The sequence below is a fragment of the Roseateles sp. P4_D2 genome, assembly GCF_056401875.1.
In genome coordinates, this window is the sequence record NZ_JBFUIM010000014.1 from 51,776 (window position 1) to 70,034 (window position 18,259).

Consider the following 18,259-nt stretch of genomic DNA (forward strand, 5'->3'; position numbering starts at 1 on the left):
GTGCGAACGGCTTTCGGGTTTGGCTGTTGGCTGTTCGGCTGTTTCGAGAACTCCCCTTCTAAACCGCCGAGAAGCGCAGGAGCCCGGGGCGCGAGCGCAGCGAGCCTCAAGCTCTGACTTCGCGCCCCTTTGTTTGAACGCAGCGTAGCGAAGTGAGTTGGGCGCGGCCCCGGGTTCAGAGCATCGCAGGGAACCCCGCAGGGGCGGTTTCGCAGGGGCGACTTTTTGCCTTCTTTTTGGTCGCTCAAAAAGAAGGTCGCCCGCCGGGGCGAACTCCCGGCTGGGCATAGGCACAAAGCCACTGCAACGGGCCGTCATTTCACACTCCCCATCAACAGCCCCTGCATGTAATACCTCTGCAGCGCCACAAACAACCCCAGCACCGGCAGCACGGTGATCACCGCCCCCGCCATCATCAGCTCGCTGTCGTTCACATGCTCCCGCGACAACGCAGCCAATGCGACTGGCAGCGTGTGCATCTCGCCATCCGTCAACACGATCAACGGCCACATGAAGTCGTTCCAACTTCCTAAAAAGGCAAACACCGCCAGCGTCACCAACACCGGCTTCAACGTCGGCAGCACGATGTTCCAGAAGATGCGCCCCTCCCCTGCCCCATCCAACCGAGCCGCCTCCAGCAATTCATCCGGCACCCCTCGCGCGTACTGCCGCACAAGGAAGATGCCAAAGATCCCCGCCATGCTGGGAATCAGCACGCCCATCCATGTGTTCACCAGGCCCATGCCCTTGAGCATCAGGAACAGCGGCAGCATCGCCACCTGCCCCGGGATGACAAGCGCCGCGATCAGCAGCCCGAACACCCGCTCGCGGTGGCGAAAGCGCAGCTTGGCGAACGAGTAGCCCGCCAGCGTATTGAAGCTCACCGACATCAACGTGCTCACCACGGCCAGCCCCAGGCTGTTGACGAAGGCTCGCTTCAAGCCACCGTCGCCGAGCAACTGGCGGTAGTGCACCAGCGTCGGGTCGTGCGGGACCAGCGGCGGCGGCAGGCTGGAGGCGCTGCCGGCCGGCATCAGCGACACACACACCATCCACACCAGCGGGAAGGCCGCCAGCGCCGCAAAGGCCCACAGCAGGCCATTGACCAGAAGGGTCCTGGGCTTCATGCGCCCTCCCCCGTCAGCCGCCGCTGCACGACGATCAGGCCCTTGCTGACCACCACAATGACGACGAAGAGCACGAAGGCCACCGCCGAGGCCAGGCCCAGGTTCCACCACTTGAAGCCCTCTTCGTACATCAGGTAGAGCACGCTGACCGTGCTCTGCAGTGGCCCGCCCTGGGTCATCACATAGGGCTCGGCGAAGAGCTGGAAATAGCCGGCCGTTGTCAGGATGGTGACCATCAGCAGCGTCGGCGCGATGCTGGCCAGCGTGATGTAGCGGAACTGGGCCCAGCTGCGCGCGCCGTCCAGCCGCGCGGCCTCGTACAGGTCGTGGGGCACGGCCTGCAGCGCCGCGATGAAGATGATCATGTTGCCGCCAAAGTTCTTCCAGGCGGCGAACAGGATGATGGTGGGCATGGACCAGTGCGGGTCGCCCAGCCAGTCGACGGGGTCCAGGCCCAGGGACTGCAGCGTGTAGTTCACCAGACCGTATTTGACGTGGAAGAGATAACGCCAGATGACGGCGACGGCCACCAGCGTAGTCACCACGGGGGCGAACAAGGCGGTGCGCAGCAGCGGCTTGAAACGCACTAGCTTCGACTGCAGCAGCACGGCCGCGGCCAGCGACACGCCGATCGAAAGCGGCACGCCGAGCACGACGAAGTAGAGGGTATTGCCCAGGGCCTTCCAGAACAGCGGCAGGCTCAGCACGTGGACGTAGTTGTCCCAGCCTTGCCAGCGCAGGTTGCGCAGGTCGGCCAGCGCATAGATGTCGAAATCGGTGAGGCTCAACGCAAGGCCGGCGAAGACGGGCACGCCAAAGAACAGCGCGATGACGATCAGCGCCGGGGCGGCGAAGGCCCAGGCGGCGAGGGACTCGCGGCCACTGTGCTTCATGCGGCGGTCTTTCGGTCCAGCATCCAGCGGCGCTTTTCCAGGATGCCGTCGACGAGGGCATCCAGCGAACGCACCGTCGTGTCGAGATCGGTGACGCCATGCACCGCGCGCGTGGCCGCGAGCTGCATCTCCTTCTCGATGCGCTCCCATTCCGGCACGGCCGGCGCCGCGCGCACGCGCTCGAGCTGGCGGCGGAAGGCGGCGGCGTGGCGGTCCTCGGCCAGCGTGGCGCCGTTCAAAGGCAGGGCCCAGGCACTGCGCCGCGCCGGCAGGTCGCCCGTCAGGCGGTAGAACTCGAGCTGCACGTCGGGCCGGCTCAGGTAGCTGATCAGCGCCCAGACTTCGGGCTTGTGGCGCGAGCGCTTGAACATGGCGAGGCTGGCACCACCGGCGATGGAGACGCCGGGGCCGTCCGGGCCAGGCAGCTCGGCGGTGATCCAGGCATTGGCCAGTTCGGCCGGCAGGCGGCGCTTGAACTCGCCGATGTCCCAGGGCCCCGACATGTAGAAGGCGAAGTTGCCGCGGCCGAACTCCTGCCAGAGGTTGCCGATCTGCACCTCGCTGACGCCGGGCGCCTCGCCGCGCTGGAAGCGCTCCAGGTAGAAGGACAAAGCCTTGCGAAAGCCCGGGCCTGAGAAGTTGCCATAGCGGCCGCCGTCGCGCAGCACCTCGCCCGGCTGCTGCAGGGCCAAGGCAAGCAGCGGCGCGGATTCGTTGGTCGGCAGCAGGATGGGTTTGTCCATGCCCTGCTCGCGCAGCCGGGCCAGCGCGGCGCGCCAGTCATCCCAACTCACAGGCATGGCCTTGATGCCGGCCTTGGCCAGCAGATCCTGGCGCACAAACATCAGCCGCGTGTCGACATACCAGGGCAGGCCCACGCGCTGGCCACCGGCCAGGTTGGTGGCCCAGACGCCTTCGAAATAGTCCGTCGCCTGCAGTGCCGGCGTGCGCGCCAGCCAAGGCTCCAGCGGCTCCAGCGCGCCCAGGGCCTGCATCTCGGGCAGCCAGGTGTTGCCGACCTGGGCCAGATCGGGCGTGGCGTCGCCAGCGAATGCCGTCAGCAGCTTCTCGTGCGCGGCCGTCCAGGGGAGTTGCTCGACCTTGACGCGCACGCCGGGGTGTTCGCGTTCGAAGCCGGGCATCAGCTCAGCCACGACCTCGCTCTCGCGGCCCATGGCCCAGAAACGCAGTGTCGTCGTGCCATCGTGACGCGCACAGCCGGTCAGGGCCGCGGCGGCGGAAGCGCTGAGCAGGTCACGGCGGCGCATGTCAGCCGAGCCAGCCTCCGGTGAAGCCAGCCCGCTTCAAGCCCTTGATGAGGTGGGCGTTCTTGCGCATCGCCTGCCACACCAGCTCGCCGCGGTGGTTGCCCATCATCGCCAGCAGCGGGCCCTGGTCGATGCCCAGCATGTCGGTGTCCACCCATCCTTTGCCGGGCTCGATGCGGCCATGCGTGAGGCGCACATCGGGGAAGTTGAAGCTGGGGTTGAAGGCATCCCAGAAGCCGTAGCGGCCCCAGGTGTGCGGGTAGCGCTCCTTGATGGCCATCAGCGCCGGGATGACGATCTCGGGCGCGAAAGCAATGGAGCCGCCAGCCGCATAGGGCGCCAGCGTGCCGTCGTCATGCAGGCCCATGCCGCGGCCGGCATAGCTGATGAAGCGGCGCTTCACTGTCTTGCCGGCGGTGGTGGTGTACTGCAGCGAGATGTCGGCCGGGCCGTCGCTGGCGCTGACGCCCCAGACCTCGCCGCCGTAGCCCTGCCAGCCGAGCGGGTTGTCCTGGGCATAGGCCTGCTGCACATAGGTGGCGCGACGCGAGTTCTCGAAATAGTCCAAGCCCTTGTCACGCATGTAGGCGTCGCGGATACCGCGGAAGTCCACCCAGCAGTGCGTGAACTGGTGGCCGAACAGCGGCGGGAAGCGCAGCAGCGTCTGCCCGTAGCTATCGCCCCAGCTCTGCTGGTCGTAGGTGCTGGTCCAGGCGTCCCAGGCCTCGGGCTTGACCGGATGGGTCGGCGAACCGAGTGCCAGCAGATAGACCAGCATCGCCTCGTTGTAGCCCTTCCAGTCGCTGCGGATGAAGCCCTTCTCCGGCGACCAGCCGTGGCTGATGGAGGGCGGGCGCACCTGGGCCCAGGTCCAGTCGACGCGGCCATAGAGCTCGTCCGCCAGTTTGCGGATGGCGGCCTCGTCGGCATGTTCGCCGTCAAAGAAGCTCTGGGCATGCAGGGCGCCCATCAGCAGCAGAGCCGTATCGACGGTGGAGAGCTCGCAGCGGTCGAAGCGCAGGCCCTCCTTCATGTCGAGGAAGTGATAGAAAAAGCCCTTGTGGCCCGCCACGCCGGTCTTGCCCGGGCCTTGGGGCAGGCCGGCGAAGAAGCGCAGCGTCGTCAACGTGCGCTGGGCGGCCTGCGCTCGCGTGATGTAGCCGCGCGCCACGCCGACGGGATAGGCGCTCAGCGCAAAGCCGACGGCCGCGATGCTGGCGAATGAAGGGGTGGGCCAGCGGTCGGGCGCCAGGCCGGTGCGGGCATCGGTCGTCTCCCAGAAGAAGTCGAAGGTGCGCCGCTCGAGGTCGGCGAGGAAGGCGTCGGCGGCCTGCGCCGGCGCCTCCGCCCAGCTGGGCAGGTTGGCGGCCAGGGCAAGGCCGGCGCCGTGGGCCAGGACGGCGCGTCGGGTCAGCAAACTCATGATGGAGGTGATTGTGGGAGCCGGCCGCGCGTTCGGCGCGGCCGGCTTCCGGTCTTCAGGATCAGAACGAGTAGCTCACGCCCAGCTTGAACTGCCGCATCGAGCCGCGCACGCCGGTGCGGGTGTCGAAGTGGTCGTTGTCGCCACCGAGGGCGTTCTTCGGCGGCGTGGACGGGCCGCCGACCCAGTCGTCGTAGTAGCCCCAGTTGGCGGTGTTGAACAGGTTGAGCACATCGGCACGAATCTGCAGGTCGCCGCCATAGACCTTGAAGCTCTTGGAAAGCGCCAGGTCGAGTTGCTTGTAGGTGTCGGAGCCGCGCGCCACGGCGCTGCAGCCGGTGGGGCCGCTGAACCCGGTATGGCAATCGACCACCCGACGCGGCTGGCCGTCACCCACGGTCAACTTGCCAGAAAGCTGCATGCCCCAGGGCAGGCTGTCGATCAGGCCGCCAACGACCAGGCGGTTCTTCTCTGCATCCTTGGTCGGGTGGAACCCGTGATTGGCCTTGCCGTAGGTCCAGTCGAAGATGTCATCCGACCATTCGTTGTTGGTGGTCTTCGCGTCGGTGTGGGTGTAGGCCACCGTCATGCTCCAGCCGCTGGCCTGGGTGTAGGGCTTCTCCAATGACAGGAAGATGCTGGTCGCCTTGTTCTCGCCGGAAAAGTCACCCAGCACGATGGTGCCGTAGTTGCGCGGGGCGCCGCCCCACAGCGGGTCCACGTTGTTGGAGTTGCCGAAGCCGCCGTTGGGATCACGGTTGCCGTTGGACCAGAAGAACTGGTTCTTCGCGTGGATGTTCGACACCGCGACGTCCAGATTCCATTCACCCACGGCCTGGCGCACGCCCAGGCTCATCTGGTCGGCAAAGGGCATCTTGAACTTGTTGCGGATCAGCCAGATCTCGCCGTTGGGCGCCGCGTTCTTCTGCAGCTCGTCCAGCGCGTTGTTGGCCATGCGGCGGTCGTAGCTACGGCCCCAGCCGCCGTAGACCACCGTGGCCTTGTTGCTGAACACGTCGTAGGACGCGCCCAGGCGCGGTGCCAGGGCCTTCTTGAACGGCTTGCGCGAATCACCGGTGGAGATGTAGTCGGCGATGTTGATGCCGCCTTTGGCCAAGGTCTGGGCGTAGGTCTGCCCCGGCGGCGCGGTGATGCCATCGACGGTCCGGCCATCCAGCGCGTTCAGCGCGGCGATGCGGTCGGCTGGCGTCACATAGCTGTTGTTCAGCATGTTGTCTTCATAGTCCCAGCGCGCACCGAGGTTCAATTCCAGCTGCTTGCTGACCTTCCAGTCGTCCTGCAGATAGATGCCGTACTGGTTGTTCTTGAAGTTCGCCGACGCGGTGGGAATGGGCAGGCGGATGTTGCACTGGTCGCTGGACAGCCCGCTGCTGCTGACGTTGGTGCCGGTGCAACTGAGACCGTTGAAGTAGGGCTGGCCGGTCGTCGTGTTCAGCACGGTGTCGATCGCCGCCACACGGAAGGCGGTGCCGCTGAGGTCGTACTTCATGGCCTTGAACTGGACGCCGCCCTTGATGACATGGCCGGCAAGGCCCGTGTAGCTGAGGTCGTCCTTCAGGTAGATGCCGCTCTGGCGGCGGTCCTGCGCATTGGGCGAGCCGCCGGTAAAGAAGACGTCCTGGACGTTGTTGATCGCGTTGGTGGGCGAGTACTTGTAGCGCACCAGCGGATCGGTGGAGTCCGACTGCGGGTTCCACTTCGAGCTTTCCCAGCCGACGCGCGCCTCGTTGAGCCAGGTGTCACCGGTGTATTCGTGGCTGAGGTCGACGCGGTACTCGTTGTTGTTGTTGTTGATGGCCGTGCTCGGCGCGAAGCGGTCACCGTCGACCGAGTAGCTGGTTTCCTTGCGCAGCGTGGTGGACAGGTCCAGCCGCTGGCGGTCATCGATCTCGGCCGAAAGCTTGCCGAACAGCAGATGCTCCTTGAACTGGCCCTTGAACGAGCCCTGCTGCGCAGCGATGGCGGGGACGATGCCGGGGCTGTTGGGGTACTTTTCCAGGTTCATCGCAGTCAACTGGCGCGGCTTGTCGATGGACTTGCCGTCGTAGGCGACGAAGTAGTGCAGCGTGTCGGGCTTGATGGCGCCACCGATGCTGAAGCCGCCTTCGATCTGCTTGTACGAGGGGGGATCAATGTGATTCGCCTTGTCCCTCTCCTGGATGGGGCTCAGCGACGTCCAGTTGCTCCCGGTGCGGTTGACGTAGACGCTGCCATGGGTCTCGTTGCCGCCGGACTTGGTGACGGCGGAAATGGCGACGCTGGAGACCTGGTCGAACTCGGCCTTGTAGTTCTGCGTCAGCACGCGGTACTCGGCGATGGCCGTCTGCGGGAAGGGGTTGCCCTGGCTGGTGTCCTGACCGGTGAGGCCGCCGCGCAGGATGTTGTTCTTGTGGCCGACGCCGTCGATGAAAACGTTTACAGCGTCAATGTTTTGCGAGCCACCGCGCAGACGCGTATTGCCGCTGGCGTCGGTGTCGAAGCGCACGCCGGGAGCGAAGTCCGCTGCCGACAGGAAGTTGCGCGTGGCCTGCGGGATGGCCTCGATCATCTTGTTAGACACCGTGGTGCCGACCTGCGAATCGATGACGCCCTGGCGCTGCGCGCTGCCCTGGATCACGACGGTGCCGAGCTTGGCGTCCGTGCTGCCGAGGTCCAGCGTCGCGTTCTGGCCGACGGACAGCGTAACCACACTGCCGGTGGCAGCACCGGCCACCCGGACCTCGTAGTTGCCGGGGTTCAGGCCGACGAGTACATAGCTGCCGTCGGGCAGGGTCTTGGTCCGGTAGGTATTGCCGTTGGCCTTGTTGACGGCGACGACATCAGTGCCTGCCGGCGCCGTGGCGCCAGCCGCTGTGATGGTGCCGCGCACGGTGGCGCTGGCGCTCTGCGCCTGCGCGGGCAGGGCCGCCATCAGCAGCCCGCCGATCAGGCCGGCGGCGCAGAGATGGCGGGTGAGAAGCCTGGGTTTGGTGCGGGGGGTCGGGGTGCTCATGATGTCCTTGTCTCCTGTGTTGTGCTGTGGTTTGGACGGGATCAGGTCTTGGCGCTGCCGCACGACTGCCGCACAACGAGCTGTACCGGCATCACGGTGGCGCCGGCGTCGGTGGCGTTGCGCTCCAGGGTGTCGGCCAGCGCATCGAGTGCCTGGCCGCCCAGCGCGGCAATGGGCACGTGCATGGTCGTCAGCGCCGGGCTGACGTAGCGGGCGATGGGGATGTCGTCGAAGCCGGCAAGCGCGATGTCTTCGGGCAGGCGCACACCGCCGGCCTGCAGCGCACCCAGCAGGCCGATGGCCATGATGTCGTTGGCGGCGAAGACGGCATCGGGCCGCTGGCCCGCCGGCAGGGCCAGCAGCTCGGCCGCGGCGCGCTGGCCGCCTGCTTCGGAGAAGTCGCCCTCCAGCAGCCATGCCTCGGCCCCCACGGCCAAGCCGGCACGGTAGCCGCGCTCGCGTTCGCGCGCCTCGAAGTTGGCCTGCGGGCCGCCGAGAAAAGCGATGCGTCGCCGGCCGCTGCGCACCAGGTGCTCGGTCATCGCGCGCGCACCGCCGAAGTTGTCGACGGCGAAGACCCGCTGGCTCGCGCCCCGCACGCCGGAGTTCAGCAGCACGGCCGGCAGGGCAGGCGGCAGGTTCTGCGACAGGAAATCGTCGTCGGCGTGCGGCGACATGACGATGAGGCCGTCAACGCGGCCGTTCATCGCGCGCAGCGCGGCCGCGGCCTCGTTGGCATCGTCGTGGGAGCTCGACAGCAGCAGATGCAGGCCGCGCGCCCGGGCGGCCTGGTCGATGCCGCGGATCAGCTCGGAGAAGAACTCGCCATGCAGATCGGGCAGCAGGGCGCCGATGGTGTCGGTGCGTCGCGTGATGAGGCTGCGCGCCGCCCCCGACGGCGAATAGCGCAATTCGCGGGCGACCTCGACGATGCGCTGGCGCGTGTGCGGCAGCACGTTCTCGGCGCCGTTGAGCGCGCGCGAAACGGTGGCGACCGACACACCGGCAACGCGGGCGACGTCCTTGATCGTGGCGGGGGTGACCGTCATCTTGCTGTCAGAGGTTGGCGCCGTGGGAAGCGATGACTTCAGCATAGAAGCGCGCGCTGGCCTTGGGGGTGCGCTGCTGTGTCTGAAAGTCCACATGCACGAGGCCGAAGCGCTTGGCAAAGCCGAGCGCCCATTCGAGGTTGTCGAACAGCGACCAGGCGCAGTAGCCGCGCACGTCGGCGCCCCTTTGAATAGCGTCCTGCACGGCGGCGATATGGGTGCGCAGATAGTGCACGCGCAGCGGATCGTCAACGCGGCCGTCAATGGCCACCGGCGGGTCGTAGAACGCCGCGCCGTTCTCGGTCACATACAGCGGCAGGCCGCCGTAGCGCTCGTGCATCCACACGAGGGTGTCGGCCAGGCTTTGCGGGTGCAGCTCCCAGCCGGTCTCGGTGTAGATGCCGCCGGGCTGGCGCTGCGGCACCGCCGGCACCGGCCATGCCTTGGGATCAAAGCGCACGACGGCGCGGGTGTAGTAGTTCAGGCCGAGGAAGTCGACGGGGACTTTGAGTGCCTCGACCTCGGCGGCCGGCCAGTCGGGCCAGGCTTCACCAAAGACCTCGCGCAACTCGGCCGGGTAGCTGCCAAGCAGGGCCGGGTCGAGGTATTGCCGGTTCATGTAGGCGTCGGCGAGCCCGGCGGCGTGGCGGTCGTACTCGCTGGCGTCGGCCGGCAGATGCTTCGGTTCGATGTTGACGACCAGGCCGATCCTGTTCTTTCCGGTCGCGCGGTAGGCCTGCACGCCCTTGGCGTGTGACTGCATCAGGCGGTGGGCGACGATGGCCGCCTCGAAGGCGCTCTTGTGACCGGGCGCCAGCGCGCCATGCATGAAGCCGCCGTCGGCGACAACCCAGGGTTCATTCAGCGTGACCCACATCGGCACGCGGTCGTCCAGCGCCTTGAAACAGACCTGCGCGTAATCGGCAAACCAGTCGGGCATGTCGGGGTTGAGCCAGCCGCCACGGTCGTCCAGCGCCGCGGGCAGGTCCCAGTGGTGCAGCGTCACCATCGGCTGGATGCCCGCGGCCAGCAGTTCGTCGACCAGGCGCTCGTAGAAACCCAGGCCGGCCGCATTCACGGCGCCGCGACCTTCAGGCAACACGCGGTTCCAGGCAATGCTGAAGCGATAGGCCGTGAGCCCCAGCTCGCGCATCAACGCGACGTCGTCCTTCATGCGGCGGTAGTGATCGCAAGCCATGTCGCCGGTATCGCCGCCGAGCACACGGCCCGGCGTGCGCACGAAGCGATGCCAGTTGCTGACGCCGGCGCCATCGGCCAGCGGCGAGCCTTCGATCTGATAGGCGGAAGTCGCACAGCCCCAAAGGAAGCCGGGCGGGAACGGTTGTCTCATCCGTGTGCCAACTCCGCTTGCGCGGGTCGGTCGTTGTGTCGTCATGTAAACGTTTACATGCATTCTTTCCGTGATTACTTGACGAGTCAACAGCGTGTTTACCCCGGAGCGTCGCGCTCGCACCTCAGACTCCGCCGCTTCGCCCGCCACCAGAAGCAGAGGCAAGGGATGGATCAAGCACAGATCGACGCCACGCTGGCCCAAGCCAGGGCCCATGCCGATGCCGGCAGCGCCGAGGCCGCGCTGGATGCAGCGCGCCGCGCCCACCACGCCGCACTTCAACGAGGGAACGTGGCCGCCCAGGCGGAAGCCACGCACTGCATTGCCAGCGTCGAGCTGCGCCTGCTGGGTCATTTCGCTGCGGCGCTGGAATCCGCACGCCAGGCGGCATTCCAGTTCCAGCAGGCCGAGATGCCCGAGGGCGAATGCCGCGCACTCGCCACCCAAGCCATGGCCGCTGCACGCCTGGGCTACTACGAAACCTCGGTCGATTGCGCCCTGCTGGCGGTCAAGCTGTGTGCCGGCACGTCGGGCGACGGAGCCAGCGTGGAGCAGGTCGTGGCCCACCACGCACTGGGTGTCGCCATGTTCATCGGCCGCTCCTACGCCGAGGCCAGCGAGGCTTCACAGCGCGCCATCGAGTTGGCCTACCAGTGCGATCCCCCGGTTGACACCTATGTGCTGCATGCCGACCTGGGGTCCACCGAGGTCATGCGCACGCTCAGCGCACGCAGCGCCACCACGGCAGGCACGACCAGCCTGGAACTGCTGCGCGAACACCTGCGCCGTTGCGACGAACTGCTGCACGATGCAGCGCCATTGGCCAGCATCGGCATTGGCAGCCGCAGCAGCAGCGCCCTCACCCATGCCTTCAACAAGGCCATGCTGCTGATCTGGCAGGCCGACCTTGTGGGTGCCGCGGCGCAGGTGCGCCGGCTGCGCGAGGCGGTGGAATCTTCCCGCCGGCCCTGGCTGCAAGCCCTCGTGCTTTGGGCCGGGTCCGAACTGGCCTTGGCCGAAGATGACCTGCCGTTGGCCCGCAATCACGCCGAGCAGATGATTCGCATCGCCCTGGCGCAGAACCATGAAGGGCTGGTCAGCATTGGCCTGGGCCAGCTGGCTTATCTGGCGTCCACCGCGGGCGACCACGCCGCGGCCGCGCAGGCCCTGCGCGAACTGGCCGAGCGCGAGCAGTTGGCCCGGTCTGCCAGCCTGCGCGGCCGCGTCGCCGACGTCGAACGACAGCTGGAACTGCGCAGCCGGACCCGGCAGTTGCACGCCTCCGAGGCCGGACGCGCGCACTTCCAGCAACTGGCGCTCGAGGATGGCCTGACCGGCCTGCCGAACCGCCGCCATTTCGAACTTCAGCTGCAAGGCCTGCTGGAGGAGGTGCGCACCCAGGGCAGCACGGCCTGCCTCGTCATGATCGACGTCGACAAGTTCAAGCAGATCAACGACGGCCATTCGCACAACGCGGGCGACGCGGTGCTGCGGGCCATCGCGGCGCAGATCCGAAGATGCGTGCGCGACAAGGACTTTCCCGCGCGGCTGGCCGGCGACGAGTTCGTCATCATCCTGCGCGATACCGGTGCGCAGGCAGCCCAAGCGCTGACCGAGCGGATCGCGGACGCGGTGTCCCGCCATGCCTGGAGCGCCATCGCTGCCGGCCTGTCGGTCTCGGTGAGCCTGGGGCTCGCCGAAGTCCTGCCGACCGACACCTTGCGCACCGTGCTCAGCCGCAGTGACCAGGGCATGTACGCGAACAAGCGCGAAAAGGCCCACCCCCACTGACGGCCAAGCGGCGTGCACGCCCGCACACAAGGCTGAGCGCCGCCCCGGCCGACGTTCGAAACAACGCTTGCTTGCTGGCTTGCGGGCCGAGCGCCGGGCCGCTCCCAAGCAGGCCCGCCTTTGGCGATGTGCTTGCTGGTCAATCCGGCAAGCATCGCCGTCCCCCAGGGGGACCGGCTGGACTCGCCTGCGTTCAGCATGGCGAGACCAGACGAGGGGCTCCATCTCAGTCGGCGTAGATCCCTGCCGCCTTGATGACCGGGGTGAGTTTGTTGATCTCGGCCTCGACGAACTTCTTGTGCTCTGCCGGCGCAAGGCGCGCGTCACTGATGATGACCGCACCCAGGGCCTCCTGGCGCTTGTGGAAGTCGGCGTCCTTCAGGGCTGCGCGCAGCGCCGTGTTGACCTTGTCGATGACGGCCTTGGGCGTGCCCTTGGGTGCATACATGCCGTGCCAGACGGCAAGATTGAAGCCCTTCAGCCCTGATTCGTCGGCCGTCGGCAGCTTGGCCAGCGGGCCGCTGGGCAGGCGCTTGGCCGACATCACCGCATAGGCCTTGACCTTGCCGGCCTCGATCTGTCCGGTGGTGTTGGTGGTCTGGTCGCACATGATGTCGACCTGGCCGCCGAGCAGGTCGTTCATGGCCGGCGCGGTGCCCTTGTAGGGCACGGTCGTCATGTCGATCTTGATGGCCGACTGATACAACAGGCCGCACAGATGCGAGGCCGAGCCGACCCCGGCGTGGGCGAGGTTGATGTTGCCCTTGTTGGACTCCAGCCACTTGGCCAGCTCGGCATAGTTGGCCGCCGGCAGATTGGGGCGGCCGATCAGCGTCATCGGCACCTCGTTGACCATGCCCAGATATTCGAAGTCTTCCAGCGTCTTGTAGGGCAGCGTGCGGTAGAGGGCCGTCGCGCTGGCGATGCCGATGTGGTGCAGCAGCAGCGTGTAGCCATCCGGCGCGGCCTTGGCCACCTTGTTGGCGCCCAGCGTGCCGCCGACACCGCCGACGTTCTCGACAATGACGGTGGCACCCAGGGGCTTGCGCAACGCCTCGGCGAGGTCGCGAGCGACCTTGTCGGTCGGCCCGCCGGCTGCAAACGGCACGATCACGGTGACCGGCTTGTCGGGATAGTCGGCGGCAGCGGTGCCGGCGGCCAGCAGGGCCGCCAGGGCAATCAAGGTCGTGCGCATGGGCTTGTCTCCAGGATGTGTGCGCACGATCTTAGGCAGAGTACCGCCCCCGGCGTCTCCGGGATGGCCCCAAGCCAGCGCCATCAGGGGTAGCTCAGCGTCAGCGTATAGCCCTGGGTGCCGCTGCTGCCTGAGTAGGCCCCCACGCGGATGTAGACCGCCAGCGCCGAGCTGCCGGTGTTCTTGTAGCTCAGGGACTCGGTGCAGGTGGCGCTCTCCGACGAGGTCAGCGTCGTGCCGCTGGCGTTGTGCAAGTAGATGTCGTAGTCATAGGCCGCCGGGCAGCTCATGTCGACACGCAGCGTCTTGCCTGCGGCCAGCGTGACCTTGAAGTAGTCCTTGTCGCTCGTGGTGGCCATGGTGCCGCTGATCGTCGTCTGGTTGGTGACGACGTTGGCGGTGGCGATGGTGCCGTTGGACTCGGTCTCGTTCAGCGCCGCGCTGGCATTGCTGATGCTGAAGTTGACGGCCGACGAGGCGCCCGAGTTGCCGGCGGCGTCGTAGGCGCGGGCGACCAGGCTGTGGCTGCCGTTGGCAAGCGTCGTCGAGTCCAGCGACAGCGAATAGGGCGCGCTGCTGTCGCTGCCCTTCACCGTGCCATCAACGACGAAGTCCACGCGCGCCACGCCGATGTTGTCGCTCGCCGTGGCCGACAGCGTGACGGTGCCGGACGTGCCGCTCTCGCTGGCCGTCGCGGTCGGCGGCGTGGTGTCCACCGGCCCGTTGGACTGCGTGACCCAGACGGGCGCTGTCCACAGCATCTTGCCGTCGTTCTGCGTGATCTTGGCGTAGTAGAAGTGCTCGCCGATGGCCGGCGTGGTGCTGGCCGTGCCGCTGCTGGCCAGCAGTGTGACGGTGCCATTGCGCTTGGGCACGCCCTCGTAGATCTGCACGCTGGTGGCCGTCTTGCCGCTGTTGCTGGCATAACCGACGCTCAAGGAGAGCGTGCCGCTGTTGGTGAAGCGCTCACCCATGACGTGGCCATTGGCGGTCAGCGCGATCTGCGCCGTCTTGTCCATCGTCGCGAAGACGCGGCGGGCCTTGATGGCATCGATGAAACTGGCCTTGCTGAGCGCCGTGCCATTCGGGATCAGCACGCCGGTGCGGTTGGTGTACGACTTGCCCCAGTTGGCGCAGTGGTTGTCCTGGTTGCTGGCGGGCGCCACGTGAAAGCCGCGCTCCAGCATCTTGTTGAAGGCGTCTTCAAAGTTGCTGAGGCCCGTCTCGGTCTCGGTCGTGTTGGACGAGAACGCCGAGCTGTTCAGGATCTCGCTCAGCACCATGACCTCGTCGCCATCGGCGCTGTAGCCCAGCGCCGTGCCGCCGACCAGGAACTGGCCGGCCGTGTCAGGGTGGTTGAACTGGCCGACGAGGCCGAGCTGGCGCATCGTCGCGTACAAGGCCGCGTAGTCGCTCTTGGCCGTGAAGCGGTCGCCGAAGAGCTGGTTGCTGCTGTTGTATTCCCAGGCGAACAACTCGGTGCTGTTGAAGATGTTCATGTGGCCGCCATTGCTGATGACGCCCCACTCCATGCCGTAGATCGCGAGGTAGTTCGATGTCGTCGCGGCGGTGGCGGCGGACAGGCCGGCCTGGTAGCGGCTCTTGGCGGTGGCAGCGCTGCCGCTGGCGTTGGTGCTCGAGGAGCCGTCGAAGTAGTGGTTGTGCTCGGACGACATCAGGATGTCCAGGCCCGCCGTCTTGCCATAGGCGAAGGCGTCTGCCGGGCCGAAGGCGCCCGTCTGCGCGGGCTGCGAAGACGAGCAGCTGCCCAGTGCCCCGCCGCCGTCGGAGTCATTCGTCTGGCTGTGCAGATTGGCGTAGTAGACCGTGTAGGGCAGGCTGTTGATGGCCGGTGCCGATTGCGCCTTGACGAGGCCGCGGCCGGCGGCCGTGGGCATGGCCGCATAGGGCGGCAGGTCGACGCTGGCCGGCTGGCCGAGGGCAACCGGCCATTGCTGCTCGGCATGGTCCAACGGCGCGGCAGCGGCCAGCAGGCGCTCGGCGCGGCCGGTGGTCGCACCCTGGCTCAGCGCGGTGGCGGCGTCGAGGCTGGCGGCCTCAAGCTTGAGCTGGTAGAGGCCATCGGCCAGTGCCGTGCCGCCGGTGCCGCGGCCGGCCCAGCGCACGCTGGCCACCACCGGCGCACCGGCATAGCGCGATTCGCCGCTCCAGCGCTGCAGCACGTGGCCCTGCGCGTCGACGAGGCTGAGCGCCCACGCAAAGACCTGGCCGTCGGCAATGCCGGGGTGGTCCATCTGCACGCTGAACACGCGCTCGCCGCTGGCGGCGGTGACCGCGAAGGGCGCGGACAGCGTGGCCGAAAACTCGTGATGGTCAGGGTCCTTGGCGCGCGGGCGCGCGGCGGCGGCTTTGGCCAGCTCGCTTTCGGCCTGGGAAGCTTGGGAAGAGACTTGGGGGTCGTTGCTGCCACCACCGCAGGCTGCGAGCAGCAGCACGAGCAGGGTGGGCAGAAGATGGCGGGCAAGGGTCATGTCGCGTCCTCGGCTGGTGCCAGCGGTGGCCGGCAAAGCGGCGGACTGTGGTGGCCCCGCCAAGCTCAGTCCATGCGGGCCTTCCTGTCACCGATTCAGGCTCAGGTCGGGCCCGAGGCCTTCAAACGCGCGTCACACGGGGCGGCGATCCTCGATGACCAGGCCATCGTTGGGCAGGCTGCCCGGGGCCAGCAGCTCGACCTCACCGCGCAGCTTGGTGATGTCGCGCAGCGCCATCTGCAACTGCTCGACAAGGCCCTCGGCCGGCGCGGCCTCGAGCTGCAGGCACATGCGGTCGTTGGCCAGCTCCCCGTCGACAACGAGGCGGGCCCGGCCGCGCTGGCCACAGCGCGCCAGCACCTCGGCCACCTGGCCGGCATGCACGAACATGCCACGCACCTTGGCCGACTGGTCGGCCCGGCCCAGCCAGCCGCGCAGGCGCTGGTTGGTGCGGCCACAAGGACTGGCACCGGCCAGCACGGCAGAGAGGTCGCCGGTGGCAAAGCGGATCAGCGGGTAGCCGGCGCTCAGCGTCGTCACGATGACTTCGCCGACCTCGCCGTCCGGCACAGGCTCAGCAGAGCCGGGCCGCACGATCTCGACGATGACGCCTTCGTCGACGACCAGGCCTTCACGCGCCGTGGTCTGGTAGGCGATGAGGCCGAGGTCGGCCGTCGCATAGCACTGGTAGGCATCGACGCCGCGTGCGGAAAACCATGCAACGAGCGCCGGCGGGCAGGCCTCACCGCTGACCAGGGCACACTGCAGATAAGGCAGCACGTGCCCGCCCTCGGCCGCCTTCTCGAGCAAGATGCGCAGCAGGCTGGGCGTGCCGGCATAGGCCTCGGGCTGCAGGTCCAGGAGGGCCTGCAGCTGCAATTCGGTATTGCCAATGCCGCCGGGAAAGCTGGCAGCACCGATGGCGCGCAGGCCCGCTTCCATCATGGCGCCAGCCGGGGTCAGGTGATAGCTGAAGCCCACATGCGCGAGCTGGCCGGCGCGGATGCCCGCCGCATGCAGTGCGCGGGCGACGCGCCAGGGGTCGGCGCCGTCGGCATCGGGCTCGGGTTCGTAGAGCGGCCCGGGCGACTGGAAGATGCGCCGCGGCATGCCGGCCGCAAATCCGCCCAAGCGCAGTGCGCGCCGAGCGGCCTGGGCGGCGGCGAGGCTGCTCTTGCGCGTCAGCGGCAACGTGGCCAGCGCGGCCCGCGACGTGATCGCGTTCGCATCGACGCCGACCAACAGCTCGGTGTAGGCCGGACTGCTGGATTGGGCATGCGCGATCTGTTCCGGCAGCGCAGCCATCAGCGCGGCCTCACGCGCGGCCGGGTCGCGCGTCTCCAGCGCGTCGAAGAACTCGTCGCTCATTGGTGCACCCTTCGGCCTACGGCCTGTCCCGCCAAGCGGGAGCGAGCTTGCTTGGGGCGGCCCGGCGCGGCGCTCACTCCTCGTCCTTCCAACGCGTGAGCCGGCGCTTGATCTCGTCCTGCAACTTGCGCAGCTCGGTCGCCGACTTCAGCGTGAAGGTGTCCCACTCGGGCGTGCGCGCCGGGCGCTTGGTGAGCTGGACCTTGACGGTCGCACCCTCCACCGCTAGCTTGAGCACCACGTCGGCGCCGAGCATCCAGCCTTCGCCCCGCTCGGCCAGCACGCGTTGGTCGCGCGCGAAGCGCTTCATCGTCAGCAGCGCCGAGTCCGCATCAAAAGGTGGCGGCGCCATCTCCCAGTTGTCGTCACTCATGCCAGCCACCTCTTCCTTCGCTTGTAGCTCTTCACGTCCTTGAAACTGCGTCGCCCTTCCCCGCCCACGCCGAGATAGAACTCCTTGACGTCCTCGTTCTCGCGCAATGCGCTGGCAGCGCCGTCCATGACGACGCGGCCGTTCTCCAGGATGTAGCCGTAGTCGGCATAACGCAGCGCCATGCTGGTGTTCTGCTCGGCCAGCAGGAAGGTCGTCCTCTCCTTGGTGTTGAGGTCGCGCACGATCTCGAACACCTCCTCGACGATCTGCGGCGCCAGGCCCATCGACGGCTCGTCCAGCAGCACCATCTTCGGGTTGGCCATCAGCGCGCGGCCGATGGCGCACATCTGCTGCTCGCCGCCCGAGGTGTAGGCCGCCTGGCTGGTGCGGCGCGTCTTCAGGCGCGGGAAGTAGGTGTAGACCTTGTCCAGCGTCGCCGCCACCGCGGCGCGCCCGTCCTTGCGCGTGTAGGCGCCGGTCATCAGGTTCTCCTCGATGGTCAGGTGGGCGAAGCAGTGGCGGCCTTCCATGACCTGCACCACCCCGCGCTCCACCATGGCCGAGGTGGACAGCTTCTCGATGCGCTCGCCGCGCAGCTCGATGCTGCCCTTGGTGACCTCGCCGCGCTCGCCTTCCAGCAGGTTGGACACCGCGCGCAGCGTGGTGGTCTTGCCGGCGCCATTGCCCCCCAGCAAGGCCACCACCTGGCCCTCGGCTACCTGCAGGGACACGCCCTTGAGCACGAGGATGACGTGGTTGTAGATGACTTCGATGCCGTTGACGTTCAGGAGGGGGGCTGTCATCGCAACTCTTTCCTCAGCATGGATGCTCTCGCGGGTGGCGCCCCTCCCCGTGGGGGAGGGGACAGGGGTGGGGCCTCAGCACCCCGCCCTCACGGAGGGCGGGGAAGGGGTGG

13 protein-coding genes are annotated in these 18,259 nt (G+C 67.5%); 1 reads left to right on the forward strand and 12 read right to left on the reverse strand.

Going from position 1 to position 18,259, the window contains the following annotated elements:
* Nucleotides 1-314 precede the first annotated feature (314 nt).
* The 7 genes from AC1DW0_RS22855 to AC1DW0_RS22885 form a co-directional block, all read right to left on the reverse strand.
* On the reverse strand, nucleotides 315-1,034 hold the full coding sequence (locus AC1DW0_RS22855) for a carbohydrate ABC transporter permease (protein WP_235531826.1): 720 nt from the start codon (nucleotides 1,032-1,034) through the stop codon (nucleotides 315-317).
* 89 nt (nucleotides 1,035-1,123) lie between these two features.
* Nucleotides 1,124-2,020, reverse strand: coding sequence for a carbohydrate ABC transporter permease (locus AC1DW0_RS22860; protein ID WP_457351491.1), 897 nt, complete (start codon nucleotides 2,018-2,020; stop codon nucleotides 1,124-1,126).
* A complete protein-coding gene (locus tag AC1DW0_RS22865; protein WP_477948195.1) occupies nucleotides 2,017-3,288 on the reverse strand; it encodes a sugar ABC transporter substrate-binding protein in 1,272 nt (423 codons plus the stop codon). Before AC1DW0_RS22865 ends, AC1DW0_RS22860 begins: the two co-directional genes overlap by 4 nt.
* Nucleotide 3,289: 1 nt before the next feature.
* Nucleotides 3,290-4,711 (reverse strand): glucoamylase family protein, encoded by a 1,422-nt coding sequence (locus tag AC1DW0_RS22870; RefSeq protein ID WP_477948197.1) that lies wholly within the window; start codon nucleotides 4,709-4,711, stop codon nucleotides 3,290-3,292.
* A 61-nt stretch (nucleotides 4,712-4,772) separates the two neighbouring features.
* Nucleotides 4,773-7,724: a TonB-dependent receptor gene (locus AC1DW0_RS22875; RefSeq protein WP_477948199.1), complete on the reverse strand. Its 2,952-nt coding sequence runs from the start codon at nucleotides 7,722-7,724 to the stop codon at nucleotides 4,773-4,775.
* 41 nt (nucleotides 7,725-7,765) lie between these two features.
* Nucleotides 7,766-8,773 (reverse strand): LacI family DNA-binding transcriptional regulator, encoded by a 1,008-nt coding sequence (locus AC1DW0_RS22880; RefSeq protein WP_457351498.1) that lies wholly within the window; start codon nucleotides 8,771-8,773, stop codon nucleotides 7,766-7,768.
* A gap of 7 nt (nucleotides 8,774-8,780) precedes the next feature.
* Nucleotides 8,781-10,124 carry a GH1 family beta-glucosidase gene (locus tag AC1DW0_RS22885; protein WP_457390311.1) on the reverse strand — a complete coding sequence of 448 codons (1,344 nt, stop codon included), beginning with the start codon at nucleotides 10,122-10,124 and terminating at the stop codon, nucleotides 8,781-8,783.
* A gap of 168 nt (nucleotides 10,125-10,292) precedes the next feature.
* Between AC1DW0_RS22885 and AC1DW0_RS22890 the strand changes: the two genes are divergently transcribed.
* Entirely contained in the window at nucleotides 10,293-11,915 is a 1,623-nt protein-coding gene (locus AC1DW0_RS22890) for a GGDEF domain-containing protein (protein WP_477948201.1), read from the forward strand.
* Between the two features lie 226 nt (nucleotides 11,916-12,141).
* Here AC1DW0_RS22890 and AC1DW0_RS22895 read toward each other — a convergent pair whose 3' ends face one another.
* From AC1DW0_RS22895 to AC1DW0_RS22915, 5 genes are all read right to left on the reverse strand, one after another.
* Nucleotides 12,142-13,110, reverse strand: coding sequence for a tripartite tricarboxylate transporter substrate-binding protein (locus AC1DW0_RS22895; protein ID WP_457351503.1), 969 nt, complete (start codon nucleotides 13,108-13,110; stop codon nucleotides 12,142-12,144).
* Between the two features lie 83 nt (nucleotides 13,111-13,193).
* Nucleotides 13,194-15,602 (reverse strand): CehA/McbA family metallohydrolase, encoded by a 2,409-nt coding sequence (locus AC1DW0_RS22900; RefSeq protein ID WP_477948204.1) that lies wholly within the window; start codon nucleotides 15,600-15,602, stop codon nucleotides 13,194-13,196.
* Nucleotides 15,603-15,734: 132 nt separating this feature from the next.
* A complete protein-coding gene (locus AC1DW0_RS22905) occupies nucleotides 15,735-16,970 on the reverse strand; it encodes a phenylacetate--CoA ligase family protein (RefSeq protein WP_457351507.1) in 1,236 nt (411 codons plus the stop codon).
* 73 nt (nucleotides 16,971-17,043) lie between these two features.
* Nucleotides 17,044-17,343, reverse strand: coding sequence for a hypothetical protein (locus AC1DW0_RS22910; RefSeq protein ID WP_057300574.1), 300 nt, complete (start codon nucleotides 17,341-17,343; stop codon nucleotides 17,044-17,046).
* Nucleotides 17,340-18,146 carry an ABC transporter ATP-binding protein gene (locus AC1DW0_RS22915; RefSeq protein WP_477948206.1) on the reverse strand — a complete coding sequence of 269 codons (807 nt, stop codon included), beginning with the start codon at nucleotides 18,144-18,146 and terminating at the stop codon, nucleotides 17,340-17,342. Before AC1DW0_RS22915 ends, AC1DW0_RS22910 begins: the two co-directional genes overlap by 4 nt.
* Nucleotides 18,147-18,259: the final 113 nt, after the last annotated feature.

Excerpts from the sequence above, each read along its gene's own strand:
- AC1DW0_RS22910 (WP_057300574.1), bottom strand. The coding sequence starts at position 17,343 with ATGAGTGACGACAACTGGGAGATGGCGCCGCCACCTTTTGATGCGGAC.
- AC1DW0_RS22860 (WP_457351491.1), bottom strand. The coding sequence starts at position 2,020 with ATGAAGCACAGTGGCCGCGAGTCCCTCGCCGCCTGGGCCTTCGCCGCC.
- AC1DW0_RS22895 (WP_457351503.1), bottom strand. The coding sequence starts at position 13,110 with ATGCGCACGACCTTGATTGCCCTGGCGGCCCTGCTGGCCGCCGGCACC.
- AC1DW0_RS22905 (WP_457351507.1), bottom strand. The coding sequence starts at position 16,970 with ATGAGCGACGAGTTCTTCGACGCGCTGGAGACGCGCGACCCGGCCGCG.
- AC1DW0_RS22885 (WP_457390311.1), bottom strand. The coding sequence starts at position 10,124 with ATGAGACAACCGTTCCCGCCCGGCTTCCTTTGGGGCTGTGCGACTTCC.
- AC1DW0_RS22900 (WP_477948204.1), bottom strand. The coding sequence starts at position 15,602 with ATGACCCTTGCCCGCCATCTTCTGCCCACCCTGCTCGTGCTGCTGCTC.
- AC1DW0_RS22880 (WP_457351498.1), bottom strand. The coding sequence starts at position 8,773 with ATGACGGTCACCCCCGCCACGATCAAGGACGTCGCCCGCGTTGCCGGT.
- AC1DW0_RS22915 (WP_477948206.1), bottom strand. The coding sequence starts at position 18,146 with ATGACAGCCCCCCTCCTGAACGTCAACGGCATCGAAGTCATCTACAAC.
- AC1DW0_RS22855 (WP_235531826.1), bottom strand. The coding sequence starts at position 1,034 with ATGCCGGCCGGCAGCGCCTCCAGCCTGCCGCCGCCGCTGGTCCCGCAC.
- AC1DW0_RS22890 (WP_477948201.1), top strand. The coding sequence starts at position 10,293 with ATGGATCAAGCACAGATCGACGCCACGCTGGCCCAAGCCAGGGCCCAT.
- AC1DW0_RS22865 (WP_477948195.1), bottom strand. The coding sequence starts at position 3,288 with ATGCGCCGCCGTGACCTGCTCAGCGCTTCCGCCGCCGCGGCCCTGACC.
- AC1DW0_RS22870 (WP_477948197.1), bottom strand. The coding sequence starts at position 4,711 with ATGAGTTTGCTGACCCGACGCGCCGTCCTGGCCCACGGCGCCGGCCTT.
- AC1DW0_RS22875 (WP_477948199.1), bottom strand. The coding sequence starts at position 7,724 with ATGAGCACCCCGACCCCCCGCACCAAACCCAGGCTTCTCACCCGCCAT.